This window comes from Stakelama flava (genome assembly GCF_019351405.1).
Classification (GTDB): domain Bacteria; phylum Pseudomonadota; class Alphaproteobacteria; order Sphingomonadales; family Sphingomonadaceae; genus Sphingomonas; species Sphingomonas flava_A.
Window position 1 is genome coordinate 10,940 of record NZ_JAHWZX010000023.1, and the last position, 21,352, is coordinate 32,291.

The 21,352-nt window shown below is 60.7% G+C and carries 21 protein-coding genes, 1 tRNA gene and 2 pseudogenes; 10 read left to right on the forward strand and 14 right to left on the reverse strand.

Annotated elements, in window-relative coordinates; all coding sequences use genetic code 11:
- Positions 1 to 22: 22 nt before the first annotated feature.
- Positions 23 to 2,830 (reverse strand): Ti-type conjugative transfer relaxase TraA, encoded by a 2,808-nt coding sequence (gene traA, locus KY084_RS15685; RefSeq protein ID WP_219239418.1) that lies wholly within the window; start codon positions 2,828 to 2,830, stop codon positions 23 to 25.
- Positions 2,831 to 3,001: 171 nt separating this feature from the next.
- On the opposite strand from traA, the gene traD reads away from it, so the two are divergent.
- The 3 genes from traD (at position 3,002) to KY084_RS15700 (ending at position 4,273) form a co-directional block, all read left to right on the forward strand.
- On the forward strand, positions 3,002 to 3,322 hold the full coding sequence (traD, locus tag KY084_RS15690) for a conjugal transfer protein TraD (RefSeq protein WP_219239372.1): 321 nt from the start codon (positions 3,002 to 3,004) through the stop codon (positions 3,320 to 3,322).
- Positions 3,323 to 3,338: 16 nt separating this feature from the next.
- Positions 3,339 to 3,566: a conjugal transfer protein TraD gene (locus tag KY084_RS15695; protein WP_219239373.1), complete on the forward strand. Its 228-nt coding sequence runs from the start codon at positions 3,339 to 3,341 to the stop codon at positions 3,564 to 3,566.
- Between the two features lie 239 nt (positions 3,567 to 3,805).
- Complete coding sequence (locus KY084_RS15700; protein WP_219239374.1) at positions 3,806 to 4,273, forward strand: Ros/MucR family transcriptional regulator; 468 nt, start codon at positions 3,806 to 3,808, stop codon at positions 4,271 to 4,273.
- A gap of 40 nt (positions 4,274 to 4,313) precedes the next feature.
- Here KY084_RS15700 and KY084_RS15705 read toward each other — a convergent pair whose 3' ends face one another.
- The 3 genes from KY084_RS15705 to KY084_RS15715 form a co-directional block, all read right to left on the reverse strand.
- On the reverse strand, positions 4,314 to 5,237 hold the full coding sequence (locus KY084_RS15705; protein ID WP_219239375.1) for a HEPN domain-containing protein: 924 nt from the start codon (positions 5,235 to 5,237) through the stop codon (positions 4,314 to 4,316).
- 68 nt (positions 5,238 to 5,305) lie between these two features.
- Positions 5,306 to 5,509 carry a sigma factor-like helix-turn-helix DNA-binding protein gene (locus KY084_RS15710; RefSeq protein WP_219239376.1) on the reverse strand — a complete coding sequence of 68 codons (204 nt, stop codon included), beginning with the start codon at positions 5,507 to 5,509 and terminating at the stop codon, positions 5,306 to 5,308.
- Positions 5,506 to 6,396, reverse strand: coding sequence for an ArdC family protein (locus tag KY084_RS15715; protein ID WP_219239377.1), 891 nt, complete (start codon positions 6,394 to 6,396; stop codon positions 5,506 to 5,508). Before KY084_RS15715 ends, KY084_RS15710 begins: the two co-directional genes overlap by 4 nt.
- Positions 6,397 to 6,903: 507 nt before the next feature.
- Here KY084_RS15715 and KY084_RS15720 point away from each other — a divergent pair.
- Positions 6,904 to 7,116 (forward strand): helix-turn-helix transcriptional regulator, encoded by a 213-nt coding sequence (locus tag KY084_RS15720; protein ID WP_219239378.1) that lies wholly within the window; start codon positions 6,904 to 6,906, stop codon positions 7,114 to 7,116.
- Between the two features lie 167 nt (positions 7,117 to 7,283).
- On the opposite strand, the gene KY084_RS15725 is transcribed toward KY084_RS15720, so the two are convergent.
- From KY084_RS15725 to KY084_RS15735, 3 genes are all read right to left on the reverse strand, one after another.
- Positions 7,284 to 8,099: a hypothetical protein gene (locus KY084_RS15725; RefSeq protein ID WP_219239379.1), complete on the reverse strand. Its 816-nt coding sequence runs from the start codon at positions 8,097 to 8,099 to the stop codon at positions 7,284 to 7,286.
- A 65-nt stretch (positions 8,100 to 8,164) separates the two neighbouring features.
- A complete protein-coding gene (locus tag KY084_RS15730; RefSeq protein ID WP_219239380.1) occupies positions 8,165 to 9,580 on the reverse strand; it encodes a UvrD-helicase domain-containing protein in 1,416 nt (471 codons plus the stop codon).
- A complete protein-coding gene (locus tag KY084_RS15735; RefSeq protein WP_219239381.1) occupies positions 9,573 to 11,279 on the reverse strand; it encodes an ATP-dependent nuclease in 1,707 nt (568 codons plus the stop codon). Before KY084_RS15735 ends, KY084_RS15730 begins: the two co-directional genes overlap by 8 nt.
- Before the next feature lie 182 nt (positions 11,280 to 11,461).
- On the opposite strand from KY084_RS15735, the gene KY084_RS15740 reads away from it, so the two are divergent.
- Positions 11,462 to 12,310 (forward strand): DUF2971 domain-containing protein, encoded by an 849-nt coding sequence (locus tag KY084_RS15740; protein WP_219239382.1) that lies wholly within the window; start codon positions 11,462 to 11,464, stop codon positions 12,308 to 12,310.
- 111 nt (positions 12,311 to 12,421) lie between these two features.
- Here KY084_RS15740 and KY084_RS15745 read toward each other — a convergent pair whose 3' ends face one another.
- A complete protein-coding gene (locus KY084_RS15745; protein WP_219239383.1) occupies positions 12,422 to 13,297 on the reverse strand; it encodes a DUF2971 domain-containing protein in 876 nt (291 codons plus the stop codon).
- Positions 13,298 to 13,863: 566 nt separating this feature from the next.
- On the opposite strand from KY084_RS15745, the gene KY084_RS15750 reads away from it, so the two are divergent.
- The 3 genes and pseudogenes from KY084_RS15750 (at position 13,864) to KY084_RS15760 (ending at position 15,807) form a co-directional block, all read left to right on the forward strand.
- A complete protein-coding gene (locus tag KY084_RS15750) occupies positions 13,864 to 14,292 on the forward strand; it encodes a hypothetical protein (RefSeq protein WP_219239384.1) in 429 nt (142 codons plus the stop codon).
- Positions 14,289 to 14,828, forward strand: coding sequence for a hypothetical protein (locus KY084_RS15755; RefSeq protein WP_219239385.1), 540 nt, complete (start codon positions 14,289 to 14,291; stop codon positions 14,826 to 14,828). Before KY084_RS15750 ends, KY084_RS15755 begins: the two co-directional genes overlap by 4 nt.
- Positions 14,829 to 15,174: 346 nt before the next feature.
- Positions 15,175 to 15,807 (forward strand): annotated as a pseudogene (locus tag KY084_RS15760) (tyrosine-type recombinase/integrase).
- A 150-nt stretch (positions 15,808 to 15,957) separates the two neighbouring features.
- Here the strand turns inward: KY084_RS15760 and KY084_RS15765 are convergent.
- Positions 15,958 to 16,296, reverse strand: a complete 339-nt coding sequence (locus KY084_RS15765) for a hypothetical protein (RefSeq protein WP_219239386.1) — start codon at positions 16,294 to 16,296, stop codon at positions 15,958 to 15,960.
- Between the two features lie 161 nt (positions 16,297 to 16,457).
- Between KY084_RS15765 and KY084_RS15770 the strand changes: the two are divergent.
- Positions 16,458 to 17,191: pseudogene (locus tag KY084_RS15770) on the forward strand (IS5 family transposase).
- A 53-nt stretch (positions 17,192 to 17,244) separates the two neighbouring features.
- Here KY084_RS15770 and KY084_RS15775 read toward each other — a convergent pair.
- Positions 17,245 to 17,604: an EthD domain-containing protein gene (locus tag KY084_RS15775; protein WP_219239387.1), complete on the reverse strand. Its 360-nt coding sequence runs from the start codon at positions 17,602 to 17,604 to the stop codon at positions 17,245 to 17,247.
- A gap of 19 nt (positions 17,605 to 17,623) precedes the next feature.
- Positions 17,624 to 18,457, reverse strand: a complete 834-nt coding sequence (locus KY084_RS15780) for an antibiotic biosynthesis monooxygenase (RefSeq protein ID WP_219239388.1) — start codon at positions 18,455 to 18,457, stop codon at positions 17,624 to 17,626.
- Between the two features lie 122 nt (positions 18,458 to 18,579).
- Between KY084_RS15780 and KY084_RS15785 the strand changes: the two genes are divergently transcribed.
- On the forward strand, positions 18,580 to 19,290 hold the full coding sequence (locus KY084_RS15785) for an IclR family transcriptional regulator (protein ID WP_219239389.1): 711 nt from the start codon (positions 18,580 to 18,582) through the stop codon (positions 19,288 to 19,290).
- A 123-nt stretch (positions 19,291 to 19,413) separates the two neighbouring features.
- On the opposite strand, the gene KY084_RS15790 is transcribed toward KY084_RS15785, so the two are convergent.
- From KY084_RS15790 to KY084_RS15800, 3 genes are all read right to left on the reverse strand, one after another.
- Positions 19,414 to 20,631, reverse strand: coding sequence for a tyrosine-type recombinase/integrase (locus KY084_RS15790; RefSeq protein ID WP_219239390.1), 1,218 nt, complete (start codon positions 20,629 to 20,631; stop codon positions 19,414 to 19,416).
- A 153-nt stretch (positions 20,632 to 20,784) separates the two neighbouring features.
- Positions 20,785 to 20,869 (reverse strand) — tRNA-Leu (locus KY084_RS15795).
- Positions 20,870 to 20,922: 53 nt separating this feature from the next.
- A partial coding sequence (locus KY084_RS15800) for a DUF805 domain-containing protein (protein ID WP_219239391.1) occupies positions 20,923 to 21,352 on the reverse strand: 430 nt, incomplete at its 5' end.

The following is a 21,352-nucleotide window of genomic DNA, read 5'->3' on the forward strand; positions in this document are numbered from 1 at the left end:
GAACATAGCGGACAAGCGGCATTTAGCGCCCAAGCCCCCTGCCCCGTCCAAGATCGATCCCGTGGTTGAACGCAAGCTCGGGCCCGAGCCGGCGCCCGCTGTCGAACATGATCCCCAGCTCGACCTTGCGTGTCGCCAGGATCGATTCCAGCTGCGGATCGCGTTCAAGGCTTTTGGCCATGTCGGCCATGCCGTTCTGGATCGCCTGCCGCCCTTCCATATCGCCTGCCACATAAGCGCGTTCGGATTGTTCGCGCAGCATATTCCAGCGGGCCACAAACTGATCCGCACGCTTGGGCATATCGGCGCGCAGCTCGGCTTCCATCGTCATCATGCGGACCGCGCGCTGCGGCCGCCCGTTTGCTGATTCCTCGATCAGTGCTTGATCGGCCTCAAACGCCGCATGCAGATCACGACTGCTTCCGGGCTGCAGCGTGTTTAACCGCTCCGCCGCCTTGTCGAGCGCGGTCTTCTGCTCGGGCAATTCGGCCAAGCCCAGCGTTCGCATGCGCATGATATCGCGCACCGCGCGCGCAACGCGCTCCACCGCCTGTTCGAGCGGATTACGCCACGGTTCTTCCGTAACCGGCACCGTGAACTTGAGCCCGTCGAACCGACCGCGCACCGGCGCTGCCCTGGTCGGTGCATAATCGGCGGCCATATCCTTGCCGCGCTCGCGTGAAAGCGCACGAACCAGCCTACCATGATCGGCAAAGTCATCGCGGCCATAATGAAGATCGACGCCATCACGCTGCCGTGACAGCGCGACATAGGCAGCGTGCCGATCCAGCCCCGGCGTTGCGAGCACATGCACCCGGTCGACCGTCATCCCCTGTGCCTTGTGTATCGTGGCGGCGTAGCCGTGATCGAGATGGGCATAGTCTTTGAGATCGAACGCCACCGCCCGCCCCTCGTCGAGCAGCACCGACATGCGCGCAGGCGTGACACTGCGAACCGAACCGAGCGATCCGTTCTTCACGCCAAGACCGCGCTCGTTCTTGAGGAACATCACCCGGTCGCCGGATGCGAACATCCGCTTGCCGCGCTCGGCGCGCAGCGCAACTTCCTCTCCAAGCACGCCGCGCCCCTTCAACCGCTCGCGCGCTGCTTCGTTGAGCGCCTCCACTTCAGCGTTGGTGTGGGTGAGAATGATGCGGCTGGCTTTGGGCGCTGCAGCGCGATTGCGGTCCCAGCGATCGATCAGATTCTCCCGCGCGACCTCGCGCGTCTGCGCGACATGCAGCGCGCCGCGTTCTTCGTAGGCGGCAAGCGCCTCGCCGGTGCGCCCGGTAGCCAGCTGGCACGTGGCATCGCGCTGCCAGTCCTCGCGCTGGCGGCGCACCTCGGTGATCTCGATCCCGCCATGCCGCTCGGCGATCGACCGGAACGCAGCGCCCGCCTCGATCGCCTGCAACTGTTCAGGATCGCCAACCAGCACGACCTTGGCGCCGCGCTTCTCGGCTTCGGCAATCACGCGTTCCATTTGCCGCGTGCCGATCATGCCTGCTTCATCGATCACCAGCAAATGGTTTGACGAGAGCAGCTCGCGATCCTGCGCCCATTGATGTTCGAGGCTGGCGATCGTGCGCGAGGCTATACCTGAACCACTTTCGAGGTTCTCGGCGGCGATACCGGACAGCGCGATACCTTGCACTTCATAGCCAGCGCTTTCCCATGCGGCGCGCGCAACGCCCAGCATCGCCGATTTGCCGGTACCGGCATAGCCGATCACGACACCGATACCCTTGGCGTTCGTCACATGATCGAACGCGCTGCGCTGCTCGGCGGACAGCACCAGCCCACGCATTTCAGCGCGGGTGAGCGCGAGCTTGCGATGCTGTTTATGCAGCACATGGGCGCGGCGCGCTTCCAACCGCGCAGTGGCGCGCTCAAGCCGCTGCTCGGTCGCCAGCATGTCGCGGCTGGTGAAACGATCCTCGCCGCGCCCGTCCTTGCCAAGATTGACCAGCTCGCGAGATGCACGCACCGCCGCCATCACTTGGTCGAACTGGCCTTTCCCCTCGCTGTGACGGTGCACGAACATGGCGAGATCGCGGGTGGTAAACGTCGCCTGCCCATGCGTGATAGCATCGAGCGCGATATCGGGATGCGCGAGCAGCTTCTCGCCATTGGCGCGCGCGATCGCGTGATGCTCTTCGAGCCGCTCGGACTCCAGTCCCTGCGCCACCATGCGCCAGGCCGCCGGGCCGATCTTGTTCTGCGGTTCGAGATCGATCCCCTGCGCTTCCAAGGTCCGATGATCGATCCGCGCGTCGATATCGAGCTCAGCCAACCGCTCGTTCACGTACTCGGCCCAACGCTCTCGCCACTTTTCCAGCAAGTCGGTGCGGTTCCAGTCGCGGTTCTTCTTGCCGAACCCGCCCTCGCCTACCTCGCGCGTCGTCAGCATCACATGCGCGTGCGGCTTCGGGCTGCCGTCCTCGGCTACATCCCAGTGCACATTGAGATCGGCGACCATGCCGCGTGCCACAAACTCGCGCGTCACAAAGTCGCGCGCCAGCTCGACACCCTGCTCCTTGCTCATCTCACGGGGGATCGCGAACTCAATCTCGCGCGCGAGCTGCGCATCAATCCGCTTCTCGGCCGCTTCGACTTCATTCCAAAGCTTTTCGCGATTCCCGAGATGTTCGGGCGTGCCGTCGGGCAGCAGCACTTCGGAGTGAACGACGCCGGCCTTGTTCGAAAAGTCATGATGCCGATCGAGCCGGTGATCGTACAGCCGCGAGGCCGAGCGATAGGCGGCAGCGGCAAGCGCCGATGATCCGGCGGCGCGCGAGATGATCTTTGCGGAGAAATGGTAGATCGCCATGGCGGCAATCCACATACACCAATCAAGCGACGTTGGGACAACGTATAAGCGCGCCCTCGAAAGATTTCATCAATCTCGGGACTGCGAAGTGTCAAGAGATTTCAGCTTGTTGCGCCTTATCGATGCTAACGATAACTGGAATGTCCTCAACGCACAATTGAGGACATTTCCATGCGAAAACCGCGCGACTATGATTCGCAGCTAAAGGCACTCGACGACAAGGCAAAACAGCTCAAGGACGCCAGGCAGCGCCAGTTCGGCGAGCTGGTCGCAGCGACCGGCGCCGATGCGCTGTCGATCGAACAGCTGGCAGGCGCGCTGATCGCTGCCGCCGCAAGCGACCTCGTGACCAGGGAGGAATGGCGCAAAAGCGGCGCTGCCTTCTTTCAAAGGGGCGCAAAGGCTCGCGGCGGCGCTCGCGCGAAGCCGGGCGGCACTGCGGCGAACACTGGCGGCGGTACATCGGCGCCAGCTGCTTCTCGCGCGTCGTAACCGGCGCGGCTGGGTCGTGAAGCGCCGCGAGCGTACGCGCCAGCTGATCGAGCTCGGCGGGCTAGTCGCCAAGGCCGGGCTGGTCGAACTTACCGACGATGATCGCGCCGCGATCTTCGGATTGTTGCTGCACGGCGCCGCGACGCTGCGCAGCGATCAACGCGAGCAAGCGCTGACGCTCTGGCGGCGGCGCGGCAAGCGCGGGTTCGACGCGGTTGCCGAAGCCCACGAAACCGACACATAGGACCGGCCATGGACGACGACATGCAGGCGACCATTCTCGCCATCCTCAATCGCGCCCGACTGGATCCGGCGCGATCTTCTGGCGACGAACAAAGCCGCACATGCGCAAGCTGAGGAAGCGCTCGCGGCAATGATCACCAATGCATTTCGCGAGCCATCGAACAATTAACTCTGCGTATTTGACAATGTTGGTCGCAGCGCGCAGGCCAGCGTTCAATAGATCCGATCCGGAGGAAATATATGAGCGAAGAAACCACGCTTAGTCCGCTCGAATTTGCGACCGAGCTGACCGTCGCCTGGCTCGGTAATCCCAATACGCGCGCGACTGCCGAAGAAGTACCCGATTTTCTTCAGAAGATGCACGCGACGGTGAGCGGCCTTTCAGCGGGCACAACCACTTTGGAAAGCGACGACGACGATAGCGGCGACCATGTTCCGGCGGTCTCGGTGCGCAAGTCGCTTGCGTCCAAGGATCACATCATCTCGATGATCGACGGCAAGCCTTACAAGACGCTGCGCCGGCATCTGTCGACGCATGGGCTGACGCCTGAAGAGTATCGCGAACGCTATAACCTCAAGCCCGATTATCCGATGGTCGCGCCGAACTATTCGCAAGCGCGCCGTGCCATGGCGAAGAAGATCGGCTTGGGCTCGAAGGGACGCACCGCCAAGAGCGCTACGTCGAATGAAGGCAAGACCGCGAAGTAATCCCCTGTCACCGCGCCGGGCGAACGCCCAGCGCGCCGGCTCACGCCGCCGCGCTGCGTTCGAGGGCGGCGATATGTTCTTCGCAGATAATCTGAACCACCCGGCCGAGCGCTTCGACGCGCTCGCCAAGCCATGCGAGCTCTTCCTCGCTGATGCGATAGTGCTTCGAGTAGCGCGCCTTCACATAGGCTTCCTTGAGCTTTTCGAACCGCGAGCGATCGGCCTTCACCTCGCGCGGCCAGACTTCGATCAGCCGCGGATCAATCCGCTCGGCCTGGGTGCGCAGGAAGCCGAGGTTGTGAACGTGTGGCGTATAGAAGCTGCAGACCAGCAAGACGCAGTGATAGAAGCTCTCCGTCGCTTGATGGAATTCAAACGCTGCGTGCTTCGGCAACCCCTGCTCGATCGCATAGCGCGCCAATTTGATGCGCCCTTCGGCAGCTGGAAGCCACTCGTCGAAATATTCGCGCGCCATCGCCAGCGCCTGTGCAGGCGTCTTGGGCTTGGGCTCGGGCAGTTCGCTCTCGTCGCTTTGGTAGAGCGCGATCCCGTCGCGCGCGATATCGATGAAGAAATAGCGCCCTTCGGACAGCCCGGCATTCACCTCCTGCAACGTGTGGACGATGAAGTTGACCGGGGTCTTGAGCGTCTTCGTAATTGCAAGCTCGCGATTCAGCCTGTCCTCGGCCGATGCCCAGAATTCGATGCGGTCGGTGAGCTTCTCGTGGTTGACGATGACGAGCAGATCGAAGTCGGATTGGTAGCCCTTGGCGGTGTGCGGTTCATCAACCCAGCCACCGCGCGCATAGCTGCCGTACAGGATGACCTTGAGAATACGCGCCTGCTTCTTCCAGTCCGAAGTCGCGATCGCGGTCGCGTCACCAAATTCCTCGAACAGGATACGCACGACGTGATCGAGCTCGCGCTGCTTGGCGGGCGGCAGATGATCAAAGGCGGTACGCATGGGGCCATCCTAGCGGTGCGCGGGGAGTTTCGACAAGCGCGCCCGACATTTGCCGGGGCGCGCGTTCGTCATTCCTCCATCGCCGCGCGATCGAGCGCGACCAGTACGCGCGCGAGGGCCTGGGCCACCTCCTCGATGCTGCAGCCGTGGCGCTCGGCTGCGTGGCCATAGTCGAGATTGTCGAACCGCACTGCCTCGAAGATTGCGCGGTCGCGCTCCGGGAACCGGCGATAGGCGATCGCCATGCGGGCAAGCGTTGCTGCATCGGTCATGACACGCCCTCCCCTGCAAAGCCCAGCAACATATCGGCTGCCTTGCTGGCAGCGCTCGCTGCCCGGAAGATCGCCTTGTCGTCCTCGCGCAGCACGGCAAGCCAGCTACCGATATAATCGGCATGCCGAACGGTCGGTTCGATCGACAGCGATGCACAGGCAAAGGCGCTCGCCATCTCGGCGACCAGTTCCTCGCGGGCATAAGGTGCGCTGCCAAACTTACCCGTCTGGTCGCGGTCCAACCGGGTGCGATGTCCGGTCCAATGGCCAAGCTCGTGAAGCGCGGTGCGATACCAGTTGATCGGCTCGCCAAACGCCGCCTGCGGCGGTACCGCGACATAGTCGCCGCCCGGCGCGTAATAGGCTTCGTCGCCCCCAATGCGAAAGTCTGCACCGCTCGCATCGATCAGCGTGCGGACCTGCGGCAATATCGCTTCGGGTTCGGGCTGGTCGGTCGTCTCGGCAAAGCGTTCGGGTAATCCGTCGCACTGGTCGACATTGAACACGGTAAAGCGCTTGAGAAACGCAATCTGCCGCGCCTCGCGATCCTCGTCGCGTGCACGCTCGGCCTCGCGCTTCGGCGTGAACCGATCGGCATAACAAACAATGGTCCCCTTCTCGCCCTTGCGGACATTGCCACCTGCGGCTTGCGCCTGGCGGTAGGTCAGCCAGCGGTGCGAGGCATAGCGCCCTTCGATAACGGCGGCCCAGAGGATCAACACATTGATCCCCGAATAGCGCCGTCCGGTTCCGGCATTATGCGGCATGGCGCACCCGCAGGCGCTGGCATTCCAAGGTCGTACCCAGGGCACGACACCCTGTTCGAGCTCGGCGATGATATGATTGGTCACCTCGGCATACAGGCTCGGGCGGTTATCGGTCTTCATGATCCGTCACTCCTTCAAAACCACCGCAACCGGCCCCGGAAAGGCGGGGGTGGGCGGCAGGAGCGAACCGACGATCCCGCCCGCACGGGCGGGCAGCACCCGAAGGGCCGAAACGAAGAGAAGGACCCCGGCACAGCCGGGATTGCGGCACGCCGCGGCGGAGATCACAGGGCAGCGACGCCCACCCCCGCCTCACCGGTGCCGGAGGCACCCAGCGCCGCCCGCGCCAGCGGGCGTCCGCATGCCGGCGCGACCAACGCCGGCCACAGCGTCAGGGATCGCAACCCGACCGGGCCGAGACGAAGACTCGGCGCCGCGCGAAGCGGCGTAGAGCCCGGCCGCGCGAAGCGCGGGACGCCCTGGGACTTCGATGTTTTTTGCAAAAACTACGCGCTGGAACGCTGGCGCCACATAGTGCCGCAAGACGCCCCCGGCCGCCTTGCGAAGGGCCCATCGGCGCTCAATCCTGTTCGCACCGCTTCACGACCTCGCGAACAGGATTATGCCATGTCAGACCAGCCCGACCGCATTCTTCGGCTCAACACCGTGCTCGACTGTACAGGCCTCAGCCGGTCGACGCTTTACCGGAAGATGAACAGCGGCACCTTCCCCAGGAGCATACAGATCAGCACTCGCTGCACCGGCTGGCGCCAGTCCGCGATCGAAGCATGGCTGCGCAATCCGATGTTCTATGATGCGAGAGAAGGGCAATCAGGATGACCGCTTTGCGCCCTATTTTCGGCCGTTAAACGGTTCCGACGGCCTTCCCGAAAGCAGACATTAAGTTAGTCGGCAATGATGATATACTGGTACGGTGGCCTGCGACCTGACGGTCGAGGCGCAGTTGTCAAACACGATCCGGCTGACACGGTGGCGGGCGATCGTTACTAAAATTGCGCCAGCAGATGCTTGGCGAGTGTGATTAGGTCGTGCCCTAGCTCGTGGAGTAGCACGCTCGCCGCCGCCAGCTTCATCCCGTTCTTGACGGCCTCGTCTACCGCAAGGTCAGCTTTCTTCGCTAACCAATGCCCAATCTTTGTGCCCCACCCATCAAACCGCCGCGAAAGCGTGACCAGTTGCAGGGGGTCAGGGTCGTCCTGAGCGAGAACATCGTGCACCTCGACGATCGCCGTCTTGATCTCAGTAGGATTGACCTCTTCGTAAGGTGGGAGCCCGACCTCCTCGGGCGGCACGTTGTGGCCGATCGTACCGGGCCGTCCTGGCAGTTCGGCGACCGCCGCCTCCAGCTTGTCCAACCGGTCGAGGACCTGCTGGGTTAGCTGCCGAACTGTCGCATCCTGCCCCTCCGCGTCCTGCTCGGGATCGGGATGCTCGTAATAGTCGCCATAAGAGGTCGGCGCCCATTCGGTCGTGCCGTCGCGCTCGATCCGCTCGACTGCCGCGTCGATTAGCGCCTGATCGAAATCGTGCGAGAATTGACCGTGAAGGACGTCACTCGCTTCAAAAGGGCCGCCCCAGGGATAGATGTAGGTCTGACTTTCGCTGTCGCGCGGCGTCTCGTTCTGCGGATCCTCGAACTGCTCGAAGAACCACTTTTCCATTGTCTCAATCGCCGCCTCGCGCTGCTCGGCCTCCTGCTTTTCCTTGTCGCGGCGCGCGTCCTCGAGCGATTCCCAATAATGTCGCTCTTCCTCAGCGTCATCGCGACGTCGGCGCTCTTCATCATTTTCCTCGGCAGCCATAATCCGACTTTAGGCTATCGGCCGTGTCCTCGCAAAGACGACTTTGGACCGCGACGGCGTGCCGTCTAAGACGGCGTCAGACGCTGCGTGCGAGAGCAAATCACCAGCCGCTTCGCCCCTCGTGTCATCGCCACGTAAAGGTGTCGGCGATCCATTTCGGCGGGATCGAGAATGACGGCGACATCCGCCTCAAGGCCTTTCAACAACAAGGTGCTGCCGACCGTGCGCTTGGCGAGCGGGCGACCGATCAGACGCGAGCGCTCACGCTCCTGAACCGCCGCTTCCGCAGGGACGAGGTTCGCGTCATCTCCACAACTCTTCAGCATCCTTAGCGCACCGCGCAGGATCGCCGGGCGGTGCGTCCTTACACCGCCTTCCTGGCTGATTTCACTTAGCAGCGCGGCAATGCCATGATAGCTCGGCGCGCCTGCCAGCCTGACCGCCGACGCTTCGACCGGCGACGCCGGCCGCCGTTCACGCCCGGCGCGAAGCGTCGCCACGCGGTTCAGAAGATTGGCGCCGCCAGTATTGGTCATGACTGAGCCAGCGAAGTTCACGACGTGGACGAGGAGATCGGGCGCGTCGAGGTTCAGGCCCTCGCCGAAGGTCACCAGGTCGCGCATATCGACATTCTCGACGGTGACGGCACCGTGGATCTGGCTGGCAAATTGCCGTTGGCCTGCTGGGTTCTTGGAATCTGCAATGATGAGGACCTGCTCATCTCGCGAGGCCTGCGCTGCGCCTGCGCGCAGTCGGCGCTGATGATCCTCGGTCCCGTCGAGATGCACCCATGAAATGTTGGGCGGGGCGGCGGCGAGGTCGACGCCTTGACCCGCCACCAAGCTCTGGCGAACCCCGAGCAAATACCGTCCGAAAGCCTCCTCGCCAGCATTGATCCATCGCCAGGGGACCGTCAACTCGGCCGCCACCGGAAAATGAGTGCAGACCTGCTGCTGCCAATCAGCAAGTGCATTGCCCTGCAATCCGAAAATCGCCTGCATCGGGTCACCGAGGACACAGGTCCGCAGACTTAGCGCCGCATAATAAACGATCGCGTGCTGTATCTCGGAACAGTCCTGATACTCATCAACGATCAAGCGATCGTAGGTGGCAGCCAGCACGTCGTTAACATGCCCGTCGCGCAAGAGGATTGCGGCTGCCTTGCGGATTGCCGGATAGTGCGACTTCGGATGTGTGACCGACAGGATCGTCGGGTCATACCCGCCACGCTTCGGAAACAGCGTGAGCAGGCGCATGCACCAACCGTCGATCGTTGAGAGCCGATATTTGGCCGGCGCGACACCCGCTCTATTCAGCCGAGCGCGAAGCGCGGCGACGCCGGCGTTGGTATGCGTCAGCACCAAAATCGGCTTCAGACCCTGATGGCGGCCGAGCGCCAGCGCAATCAAGTGCGTTTTTCCGCATCCGGCCGGCGCCGTCACCGTCCCCTTGTCGATCGAGAGGAGGTCGACGTCAGCCACCGCTGCACCACTGGTAGATATTCCCAACGACTGCTTGGAATGCGGGGGTCGCGTTGGCCATGTCAGGGGCAATGATATCCCGGGCCGCTTCTTCCATCCACGTCACCGTCTTGAACCACGCATTCTTCTTCCATTTCGAAGCCACGGCGAGGATTTGCCGCGTCGCTGGGCTGACCGGCCCCTGACAGGTGGCGAGCGTGACGAGGCTCTGTGATGCTGCGGAGATGTGCTCGGCGATCAGGTCCTCACCATGGATTTCGATCGCCCGCTCCAAGAGAAGATGGACCGCTGCGTCGCTCACCCCGTGGAAGATCGCATGCTCAAGGGCTTGCCCCGGCGCCCATTTGAACACGGTGCCGTTGTTGAATTGGAAGGCCTCCTCTTCGGAAGCGTCGGGCTGGACGTCGTCGTCGCGAAGCGACGCGGTGCGGTAGCCCAGCCTGGCGATGACGTTTGCCCGCCCATAGATCTTGCTGACGCCCCCGGCATCGACCAACGCGACACCGAGCGCATTTAGCGAGACGGTCCCCTGACTGGAATAAAAGAGGTCGAGCCCCCGCATCAGCCCAGTTTCGCTTGCGCCTTCGCACACGAGCACCGAACGCGATAGGAACGCCTCGGGATGGGCTCTAATCGTTCCTTGAATGGGATCAGTCGTGCCGACAAGGTCCATCCCGTGCGACCCCTTGTTCTTGCGTACGATCCAGAGTTGGTCGCCGCGCAGTTCACGTAGCGCGACCGGGGAATGGGTTGTGACGAATGCTTGGATCGGCGACGGCGCCTCCTTGGCCCCGATCGACCCGAGCAGGCGAATGATGCGGTGCGGCTCCAGACCATGTTCGAGTTCGTCGACAAGCAGGACGCTCGATTCCTTTGCCGCCTTGCGCTGGAGGCCGGCGACCAGCAGGCGCGTCGATCCGACGCCGAGCGCGCGGAGCGGCACGCCATCATCGCCGTGGAGCGCGACGGTGCCGCCGCTGAACGACACCGAATGGGCGTCGAGCATCGCCTTCAAGGTGTCTCCCGCCGGAATACCGAGCTCGCGCGCCGTGTCGGCTACGATCTTCAGTGTTTCGCCGAGCTGTGCATCGGCGAGGTTGCCAAATGCCTTGCGCGCATCGCGCGCGGCACTCGCAAGGGCGGCGGATGTGTCGGCCTTTTCTTCGGTCAATCGGTTCAGCACCGAGCCACGGCGCCAGGCGAGGTTGCTCTCCGCAAGCGCGCCGATGCGCGTCGGCGCGAGGCGGGTGCGGTCGCCCCAGGTGAGGTTGCGCGATAGCCCTTGCGCTTGCGCGCGATCCGAAACGAGCGTCCATACCGGGTCGAGATCGCTGTCGACCGTCAGTTGGACGGTGAGCACCGTCTCCTTGCCAGCCTCAGGTTCGTCATCGATCGCCTGCGTCGCAGGATCAAATCCTCGAACATAGGCGCCATAGGTCTCCATGCTCTTGAGGGCATCGGAGAGGTCGCCAATCGTGATACGAATAACGATCGGGGTCGCGACGTTCAGACCGTGAAAGTCGGCATCAGTGAATTGCACCGTCCGGCGCGCGCCAAGACAAAAATCGATTGCGTCCAATATCGAGGACTTTCCGGCGTCGCCCGGACCAATCAGGCAATTGATTCCCACCGCCGGAAACCAGTTCAGTTGCTCGATGCATCGGAAATTGCTGATGCCAATGTGGCGAATCCGCGCCATTTGCCCTCCTTCTTACCGACCGGGACTATCATCCAGGTCGTATCCTGCATAGCATTGCGCGCGGCACTATTGTCCAGCGAATGCGGCGCTTGTAAATCAGGGATCGACAGGTGGGGAGGAGACGAACTATGCTAAAAGAGCACAGCATTCCCGAAAAGCTCTTCAAATATCGTCGGTTCGACTTGACCACGCTCAAGATGATCACGGATCATGGACTCTATTTCGCCAATCCGCGCAGCTTCAATGATCCACTAGACTGTGAGTTGGCGATAGAACCGGATATCTCACCCAAGAAGATGTCCGACTTACTCAAGGCTCTGTATGGGCCGGATCGCGAGGATCATTGGCATCACGATATCGCGTCGTCGGTCCACTATGCGAGCGAGTATGGCGACATCAAGGTGCCCGGCGATGCCCGCGATTATCTGATGCGGATGCTCGCGGATTCGGTCGGCAGCGAGGTCAAGAAGGAATTCGACACGCGTGGCGTCCTGGCCTTCTCCGCCTCGTGGAAATCCGTGCTGATGTGGTCCCATTATGCCGATGAGCATCGCGGCATCTGCATCGAGTTCGACACTAGCGAACTGCCGCATGACCAGCTCGCCAAGGTACGGTACGATGGCGATCGCTCGGTCAAAGCGAGCGACATTTACGCCTGGAAACTCGGCGGCGACGAAGCTGCCGCCCGACGCGCCTTCGACACGCACTTTTACTCGAAAGCCCCCGACTGGCACTATGAGCAAGAGTGGCGCGATATCGGTGACAAGCCTGGCGATTGCGGCGATTATCGTATTACCGGCATCTATTTCGGCTATCGCTGTCCCTATGCGGTGAAGGTCGCGATCGTGAAGATGCTGGGGTCGGAGTCGAAGGCGGCACTGTACGATCTGTACCTCAGTCGCGACTCTTTCGATTTGCGCCAGACGGAGGTCGACGCGGGCGAAATCGATGCGCTAGGCATGCGCGAACCTTCCGGCATCGAGACAGCCAAGCTGATCGCCCAGTTCGATGACCTCGACGCGGCCCAGTAACCATCGTTGGCGAGTATCTTCCCATAGGGCAGCTTTTGGCGAGCTAATCCGAAGCCGGGAACGACGGCTATGTCGGCGGCGGCCGCCATTGGTACAGTCATATTCTTGCGTTCAATCAATCGTTGGCGGCACCGTTAGCAGATCCGAGTGGCTAACCGGAAAACTGTAGCCAAGCTTCTCTTTCAACCGCTCGATCATCGGCAGATACCATGCCGGCGCGAGTGGGGAGACCAACACATGCTCGATCATTGTGTCGAGATCGCAGTCGACAGTTACCCCAGGAGCAATTGGGCGTGGATCCGGGACGATATTGTCGAAACGCATTGTTTGCTCATTCCAGTCAAAGTTCGACAGAGGATCATGGTAGTGGCCGGTCTCCCAGTGAACGAGACGCACTTCCTGCTCGTAGGCGAAGCCCGACCGCTTCCTCACTATAGTGTCAAAGGCGTTTGGCGTGCCGATCTCGAAAGACATTGGATCGACATATCTTACAGCACCAAGATAGATTTTCTCGTTCGCTTGGGCGAGAGCGGTATGGAGTCGGCCGCCACTTGATACGATGGCGACCCCGCCGCCGGGTGAACCGTAAATCTTCCACATCGCGGCCGATTCATAATCGGCTGCGTGCCAGCAATTTACGAAGAAGTTCCGCCGATTTGATAGCGTCATAAAGCAGCATTGTTCTTCGCCCATGAACCAGCCCTTGAACGTCTGCTCGTCGGTCTCATCAGGCTTGCCACGTCCTTTCGCGATGATCTGCTTGCGAAGCACTTCAGGAACGTCGCCGAGGGATCGCCACATTCGATGGGGGAATTGCACAGCACCTTGTAGCCCTTCGTGCGGATCGTCGGCTGCTAGGATCTCTGCGTTAGTTAGCCAGAGCCGCCGGGATGTAAGGAGCTCGGTGAATTTGGGAAAATCGATGTAGCGCCACAGCCGCTGGCTCACCGGAGGGCAATTGAAACTCGGATGGTCTTCGATCGGCAAGGCTGGCTCTCACATGAAGTTTTGAAAGGGGGTACCAACTAATTGTTTCGATCACGCGCCTAAAGCTGGCGAGCAAGACGCCCGGCTGCCGCACCGTTCGAAGTCCTTCACGACATGTAGCCGAGGGTTGTAATCCTTTTTGCCTAAACGGCTTGAAACGGTGAATCAGGGGTGATGAATGTACGGGGGGCTATTGATGAGTCATTTACAGCCGCGGATGACCGTTATGTCGGCGAGTGTCGACGGTTGCTTCGCGTCCCATGTCAGTCATTCGAGCGCTTCACCAAACTGCCCGAAAGCTGTCCTTCGTACAGACTTACTGGCGCTTCTGTGCCCATCGTGTTACTCTCGCCCCACGGTACAGACTGGGAAGCCGACGGCGGTGAACGGTGATAACACCGGCCTCGCTCCGGCTCCAAAGCTTGAGCGGGTTTTCGCTACCTTCGCCACATGGGAGCGAACAGAATATGGCTGCCGGATGCCTTCTCTGCGATCGAGGCTATAATCCAATCCCTGGCTCAACCCCCGGTGGCGATGCTTTAGGTGTATGCCGGGTTTGCTCCGCGATGTCGTGTAAGGGCCATGGTCACCGCGATTCAAACTATCCCCGATGGATTTGCGGAATTTGCGATCCCGCCATCCTCGCGGCGGCAGCAGTCATCCAATCTGGCGGCCCGTCTATCCAAAATGCGGTCACCGCTCTCGTGTCCTCTGCGGTTTTACGCGAGGCTGCACGCTACCGGACGTTAGAAGAATTCGTCGAGGCCAATCCCGAATATGCGTGGCTTTTGGACGCCGTGAACGCATTTCTCGAAGAAGCCCCCCGACGCTTCAACACGGATGATACAGAGCCTTTCTGGTACCGCCTCACCCCGGAAGGTAAGCGCCTCATCGCGGCAGCCGTTATCCTGGCCGAAACACTGAAGCTGGACCCCGATGACCTGATCGAGCTTTTGCGGGTTCTTGTTATCACCTGGCGGCAGATGCAGGGATGAATCAGACCCAGACCGAGGGCGAGGACATTGTCACGGCAGATGCACCAGTGACTCAAATCTTAGCCATCAGCGACAAGGCTGTCGCTGATGGCTCAATTTCGATGCCAGCGAACAACGATGCTTTCGCCAATCTCCAAGACGCAGACTTTGTGAAGGTGACGGTCGATGGCAAAAGCCAGACCTTTCCGACGAAGAACCCTCGCACAGGTGCAGACGGTGCAGCCTGGGTGAAAATTGGCACGTTCGGCATGAAGACAGGCGTAACGAAAGACGCCACCATCATCGCGATTACTGAAAAAAAGCACAGAACTCATCGCCTTTTCAACACATCGTATGGCTGGCTCACCATATCTGCGCTTGTTTCCGCAATCACCGGGCTGGCAATCTCATCCTCCTTTCACATTGGGGAGAAATCCGGGGTCTATTTTCATTTAAGCGAAGGCTGGATCACCTTCCTTCTCGTGTTATCGGCCTTGATGCAGCTTATTGGCGTTCTTGTCCTTTTTGCCCGGAATGTCTGGTTTCGCGACCAATAGCAGGACAATTCTTGGGCTAGCGGATCATGCTCCGCTGTCATTTTCCTCTCTAGGCCGTGTTGACAAAAGGGATTCCCAAGCGGGTCGGGTTCTGATTGTGCTTTGCACAGCTTCGCTTCCAAGACTGCTTTTTGGCGGAGCAGTTATGGGTCGCGGGAAAAGGTCTGCTTTTTGCGCAATCTACGCCTAGAGCGGAAAGACGGCTAGCGGCCCACGAACTGACCAATATCTGATACCCACGGGCATCAGATACTACCCATCAGCTCGGCATCGCTCCCGAAGGGGACCACGGATCCCATTCGCGATCGCGTTTCACCTTTGGCCATCATGGCCGAGGAGAACGAAAATGAGTTACTCTCGATACGATCCGGTAGCGCAGAACCGGCGGGCCTGGAACACCGGAAAGACCGTCGGCACGAAGCGTCCACTCAACCAGAAACAGATCTGGGCAATCCGCTTCCATCTCGATCGCGAAGGCCGGTTACGTGACCGTGCCCTGTTCGATCTGGCGATCGATAGCAAACTGCGGGGTTGTGATCTCGTCAAGCTCAAGATCGGCGAGGTCGTACACGGCTGCGATATTCGAACCCGGGCGATTGTCATCTAGCAGAAGACGGGTCGGCCGGTCCAATTCGAAATCACTGCTGATGTCCGTGCGAGCCTTCATGCGTGGCTCGAAAGCCGCGGCGGGACGGTCAGCGATTTCGTGTTCCCGAGCCGGATCGATCATGCGAAACCGATGAGCACCCGGCAGTATGCGAGGCTGGTCGACGAATGGGTCACGGCCATCGACCTACGCAAAGCCGAATACGGCACGCATTCCATGCGGCGGACGAAAGCGGCGATGATCTACCGGGCTACTGGGAACATCCGTGCCATCCAGATCCTGCTCGGTCACACCAAGATCGAGAACACGGTCCGCTATCTCGGGGTCGACGTCGAAGATGCGCTGCTTCTCGCCGAACGGACCGAAATCTAACAAGGTCGTAGCGGCCGACGGCGGATCCGTTCGGCCGCTACCAAGTGAAAGCGAAATGGCGGGTTTTAATGCGAGGTATCTGGCGTCAGCTTCAGTCGCCGCTATGCTAGGCGGCGTGGACAAATTCCGAGTGCGAACGGTGAGCGGGCATCAGAAGCCCCAAATCGTGCCGCTGATCGTGACACTCAGGATTATGTAGAAGAAGAAAAGAAGCAATCCGCCGTAGAGACCGCCGGTAATCCAAAACCACCGTGGGGACGTGTCGCGCATTTCTGATCGTCCATACGCGGACGGCATACGGCCAGTTGCAAGACCCACGTAGAGCAGCCATCCGACGATCTGCGGAATGAACAAGAATGCGGTGCCACCAACCAACGCTCGCCAGTCCTTCGACGCCCAGCCGATGATGAGCCATGGGATTGCGGCAACACCGCACATCCCACCCATAAGAGCCAAGCGCTTACTCGTCTTCCAGTCCCACCAAATCATAATGACGGTATCGCATTCCGATCAAACGACCGCAATGTTGTCTGATCGACCTGGCATTCAGTGATTGACGCCGCGCGGACAGATTGATTCAAGGCTGCTTTTTGGAGGCAGGCTTGAGCCGAGGCGATCTCAACGAAGCGGAATGGCGCGTTCTGAAGGACTTGCTGCCAATCGAGCCAGAAAACCGTGGTAGAGGCAGACGGCCCGAGCAGAACCGCACCATCATCAACGGCATACTCTGGCGATTGCGGTGTGGCGCTCCGTGGCGCGACGTGCCGCCCAAATACGGTAGCTGGAATACCATCTATCGCCGCTTCCGGCGATGGAGCGAAGCTGGGGTCTGGGAAACCGTGGCGGTGACACTCGCGGAGGTCATGGCAGACAGCGGCCACTACAGCATCGACAGCACCACCGTTCGCGCCCACGTCTCGGCAGCGGGCGGAAAAGGGGGACTCATCGACGCGCTCTTGGTCGCTCGCGGGGCGGGTTCACGAGTAAGCTTCACTGCCTGGCTGATGCCCTCGGACGACCGCTCGCATTCCATCTGACAGTCGGCGAAGCGGCAGATTGTAAAGCCTATGACGCCCTGATCGGCCTGCCCGAGCGCAAGCCGGATGCATTGCTTGCCGACAAGGGCTATGATGCCGACGCAATCCGTGCCGACCTTGCCGAACGGAAAATCGAGGCCGTCATCCCCGGTCGGTCAAACCGCCGCGTGAAGATCGAGCATGACCGGGCGCTTTACAAGCAACGCAATCGCATCGAACGCATGTTCGGGCAACTCAAGATCAACCGCGCCATCGCTACACGCTACGATCAACTGGCCCACAGCTTCCTCGGCATGGTCCATCTTGCCACCGCCAGATACTGGCTCAAATTTGTCCACGCCTCCTAGCGTCGGGCGATATGCTCGCGGCATAGATCAGGTTTCTTCCAACGGGCCGTCGATCATCCCTCGCGAAAGTCGCCGATGATCTCGACCTGTTCGCCGACCAGGATCAGCGTATTGTCGTGATCGAGGAAGGTCTTCTCGTCCGGAAAGACCACGGCTTTGTAGGTGTCAGACGTCAGCACGGCCTCCATCCCGGCTTCGCTGTCGAACCACAGTTCCGCGGTCCCGTCGAAATCGGCATTCTGCGCCGCATCGGTTTTCAGCTTTACAGGGTGCGTCTGGATATAGCGCAGGCAATGCTTGTCAGCTTCCGGGATGGAGCGGAACTTGGGCCCGTGCACCTCGATATGGTGTTCCACGAAGTCCTCGTGGCTCATCCCGGCCTTGCGCTTCAAAAACATGGTCATCTTGATCATCGGGGTACCTCCTTGAAGGTTAGCTGTTCGGCTTGGGCTTCCAGCGCGGCATCGAGCAATCGGCAGGGTAGTCGATCCCGTCCGGGGTCGAGATCAGCTCAATCAGCATACCCCATGGCGCGCGGGCATAGACGCCGGAATTGCGCTCGCCACCTTCGACACCGGCGAGCGGATGCGGGTCGGAAAGAAGGACGCCGCCAGCCTGCGATAGCCGTTCGACGGCGGCTCCCATATCGTCGACGTAAAGGGCGATATGTTGCAGCCCGTAATCGGCTAACCCCGCGGCATCCGCCTGATCGGCATTGGCGATGCGGAACATCTCGATATTCGCAGATGCGCCGATGCGCATCAGCCGCATATGTTCGATCCGCGCGCCTTTGGGAATGCCGAGCTGATGTTCCACTTCGTCACCCTCCATGGGGTCCGCATCGGCGGGCAGAACATCGTAGAGCGTGCGCGCGCCAAACGCGCGGGTCAGGAAGTCGGACGCCGCTTCGATATCGGGCACGGTCACACCGACGTGATCGATGCCGCGAACGCCGGGCGCGGCATCGTCCGGCTGGCAGACTGGTGCAAGCTCGTTTACGTCGGACGCGCCGCCTTCGACCAGGTTCTCCAGGGCTTCATTGAACACCTTGGTGTGCGGCTTTGCCAGATGCACCTCAAATGCATTCCGGTCACGGTAGCGCTCGATCATCGTCCAGCCGCGCTCGACTTCAGGCTTCTGGAATACCTCGAATCCCTCATTGCCCGCTTCTTTGCGAACGGCTGCGGCTAACTCCGCAATGTAGCGAGCAAGCGCGTCTTCGCGACCCGGTAAGGCCGTACAGTGCGCCATCACGATATGGGGCATTGGCTGGTTTCCTCTGTTGTTCATCTGCACTGGCAATGGGATAACGTGCGGAGCCGTTCCGTCGCGTTGGCCAACGGCGGACGTAAAGCGCATAACTTCAACATTGTTGAATGGAGAGCGGGGTGAGCAAGCCCATCCAGTCGGTCGAACGTGCGATACGGATGCTGGAATTTCTCGCGCGGGCGGAGGGCTCCGCGCCGCTCCGTGCCATCGCGAACGCCGCCGACGTGCGGCCTTCCACCGCGCACAACATCCTCGCCACGCTGGTCGCGCTGGGTTACGTGCAGCGTCCCACTACTGGGACGGATTATCGGCTGGGTGGCCGCATTCTCAACCTCGCCCGTATCGCGGGCGACGACGATGCACTGCGGCGGCGCTTTAGGCCGCTGATGGAGGAGACGGCGCGGCGTTTCGATGAATCGACCTATCTGATCGTGCCGAGCGGCGATGAACTCTACTATCTCGACGGCATCGAATTGCCGAACAATCCAACCATCCACAGCCGCCTGGGCCGCCGCGAGCCGCTGTCGGGCTCTGCGATCGGCTTGGTGCTTGCTGCGTTCATGCCCGGCGTGGCGCAATCGCTGGAGAATGAGGATCAGTCATCGGATCTGAGCGAAGAACTTCATACGGTGCGCCAACGCGGCTTCGCCATCGAGCAGGGGCTATACCAACCCGGCCTCAGCTGCGTCGCGATCCCACTGCGCGTGCGAGGCGAACCGGTTGCCGGATTATGCCTGAACGGCACGGAGCAGCGGCTGCCGCGCGACCGGCTAGTCACGATTGCCAATGCAATGGCGGATATCGCGGTGTCGTCGCTTCCTGCGGAATGAGCAGATCAACTTGGGCAAACTTGATGTCGGCATCGAAATTCAGCCTACATGATCCGAACGTCCGCTTCAGCGCTTCGCAGCGCCATTACCGGACAGTCTCCTGTCGGCCCAAAATCAGTCAAACTAAGCTCGCTTGCGGAAGCCAGCCTTTACCACTTTCCCGCCGATTCGGAGCTCGTCGAGATAGTCGGACCACCATTGCGCCATCCTCACCCGTTCAGCCCAATGTGCGCCACGATGGTAGGCTGCCCGTACCCTGTTCTGATCTCCATGTGCTAAGGCGCGCTCAATGGCATCGGGGTGCCAGAGGCCAGATTCGTTCAAAAGTGTACTCGCCATGGCCCTAAATCCATGGCTCGTCATTTCATCATGAGCATAGCCCATACGGCGCAGCGCGACGTTAAGCGTGTTTTCGCAGATGGGCCGCTTTGTCGTGTGCAGTGCCGGAAACAGGTAGTCATTCGGCCTCGCCAGATCATTCAGCTCCTTCAGTATCTCCACGGACTGTCTGGAAAGCGGCACCGCGTGCGCTTGCTTCATCTTCATGCGCTCGGGAGGGATGCGCCAAACCTTCTCGGCAAAATCGATCTCGGTCCATCTGCCATGACGCAACTCTCCCGGCCGTAGAAACACATGCGGCGCGAGACGGAGCGCGAAGATGGTTTCGGGTCTTCCGCTATAGACCTCAATCGCACGAAGCAGCTCTCCAACCTTTGCTGGCTCCAGGATCGCAGCGTGATGCTTCACCTGGGGCACGATGAGAGCGCCGCGGAGAATATCAGCCGGGTTCCGATCGGTGCGCAGCGTCGCAAAACCATATCGAAAAATCCGGCCGGCAAAGGCACGCAACCGCAGTGCTGTCTCGTAGTGGCCGCGACGCTCGACCCGCTTCAAGACATCAAGGAGCTCATGGGGCGTAATCGACGCGATTGGCCGTTTGGCAATGAGATCGAGCTGTTCAAGAAACCAGCGAGCCTTCTTGATGGTGGCGGGAGACTTACCCTCGCGCTCCATCTTCTCGATATATTCGTCGGCAACCAGCTTGAACGTATTTTTCGCGGCGAGCTCCGCTTCGAAATGACGCTGGCGCTTCTCTTCAACGGGATCGATCCCGTCGATGATCTGCGACCGTGCCATGTCCCGTTTGCGCCGGGCGTCGCGTAGCGAGATTTCTGGAAAGCAGCCGAGCGAGAGTTTTCGCTCGGTGCCGAAGATCTTGTATCGGAACCGCCAGAGAAGCGCTCCTGAAGGTTGCACCAGGAGGAACAGTCCATCGGTGTCCGAGACCTTATACGGGCGCGCTTGCGGTTTGAGCGCGCGAATCTCCACAGTTGTAAGCATGGGGTGGACCACGACTCCTGCGTTGTTTCATGGTCCCCGTCTCGTGGTCCACTTTGGGTGGACCTTGGCGGAACAAAGTGAGAATTATTGGGACCGACAGGAGTCATTATACCGCAGTTTTCCGCGGATTTCTACAGTGTTCTCAATATGTACTGGTGCCCCTGGCCGGACTCGAACCAGCACGCCTTGCGGCTCTCGATTTTGAGTCGAGCGCGTCTACCAATTTCGCCACAGGGGCCCGTTGCGAAGCGCACCGCCTAGCGCAAGGGCGGAGCGTGCACAACGGTTTCGTTATTCGAAAACGTCGCGCGCATCCGCATATCCGGCCGGGTCCTTTGGATCGGGGCCGTAGCGGTTTGGTCCGCGCGTCCCGTCCTTTATCATGAAAATGAAAAGGACGATCCAGCCCAGCAGGGGGATCAGCGCGAGCAGCAACCACCAGGCCGACCGATTCCCGTCATGCAGCCGCCGTACGGTAACGGTAATGCTGGGGATGAGGAGGAACAGCGAGCATAGCGAACTCACCGGCCCTTCCCAGCTTACATTCCACATGAAATCGCCGCGTGTTCGCGCGACTTCGCCAAAACCCAGCATCGTGTCGATCGCGCCGGCGACAAGGCCGACCAGAATCGTGAACAGCCAGAACATCCAGTATTCGCGACTGCGCGACCGGCCGGAAATTTCGAAATAGCGTTTTATCGGCAGGATCATCCAGTGCATC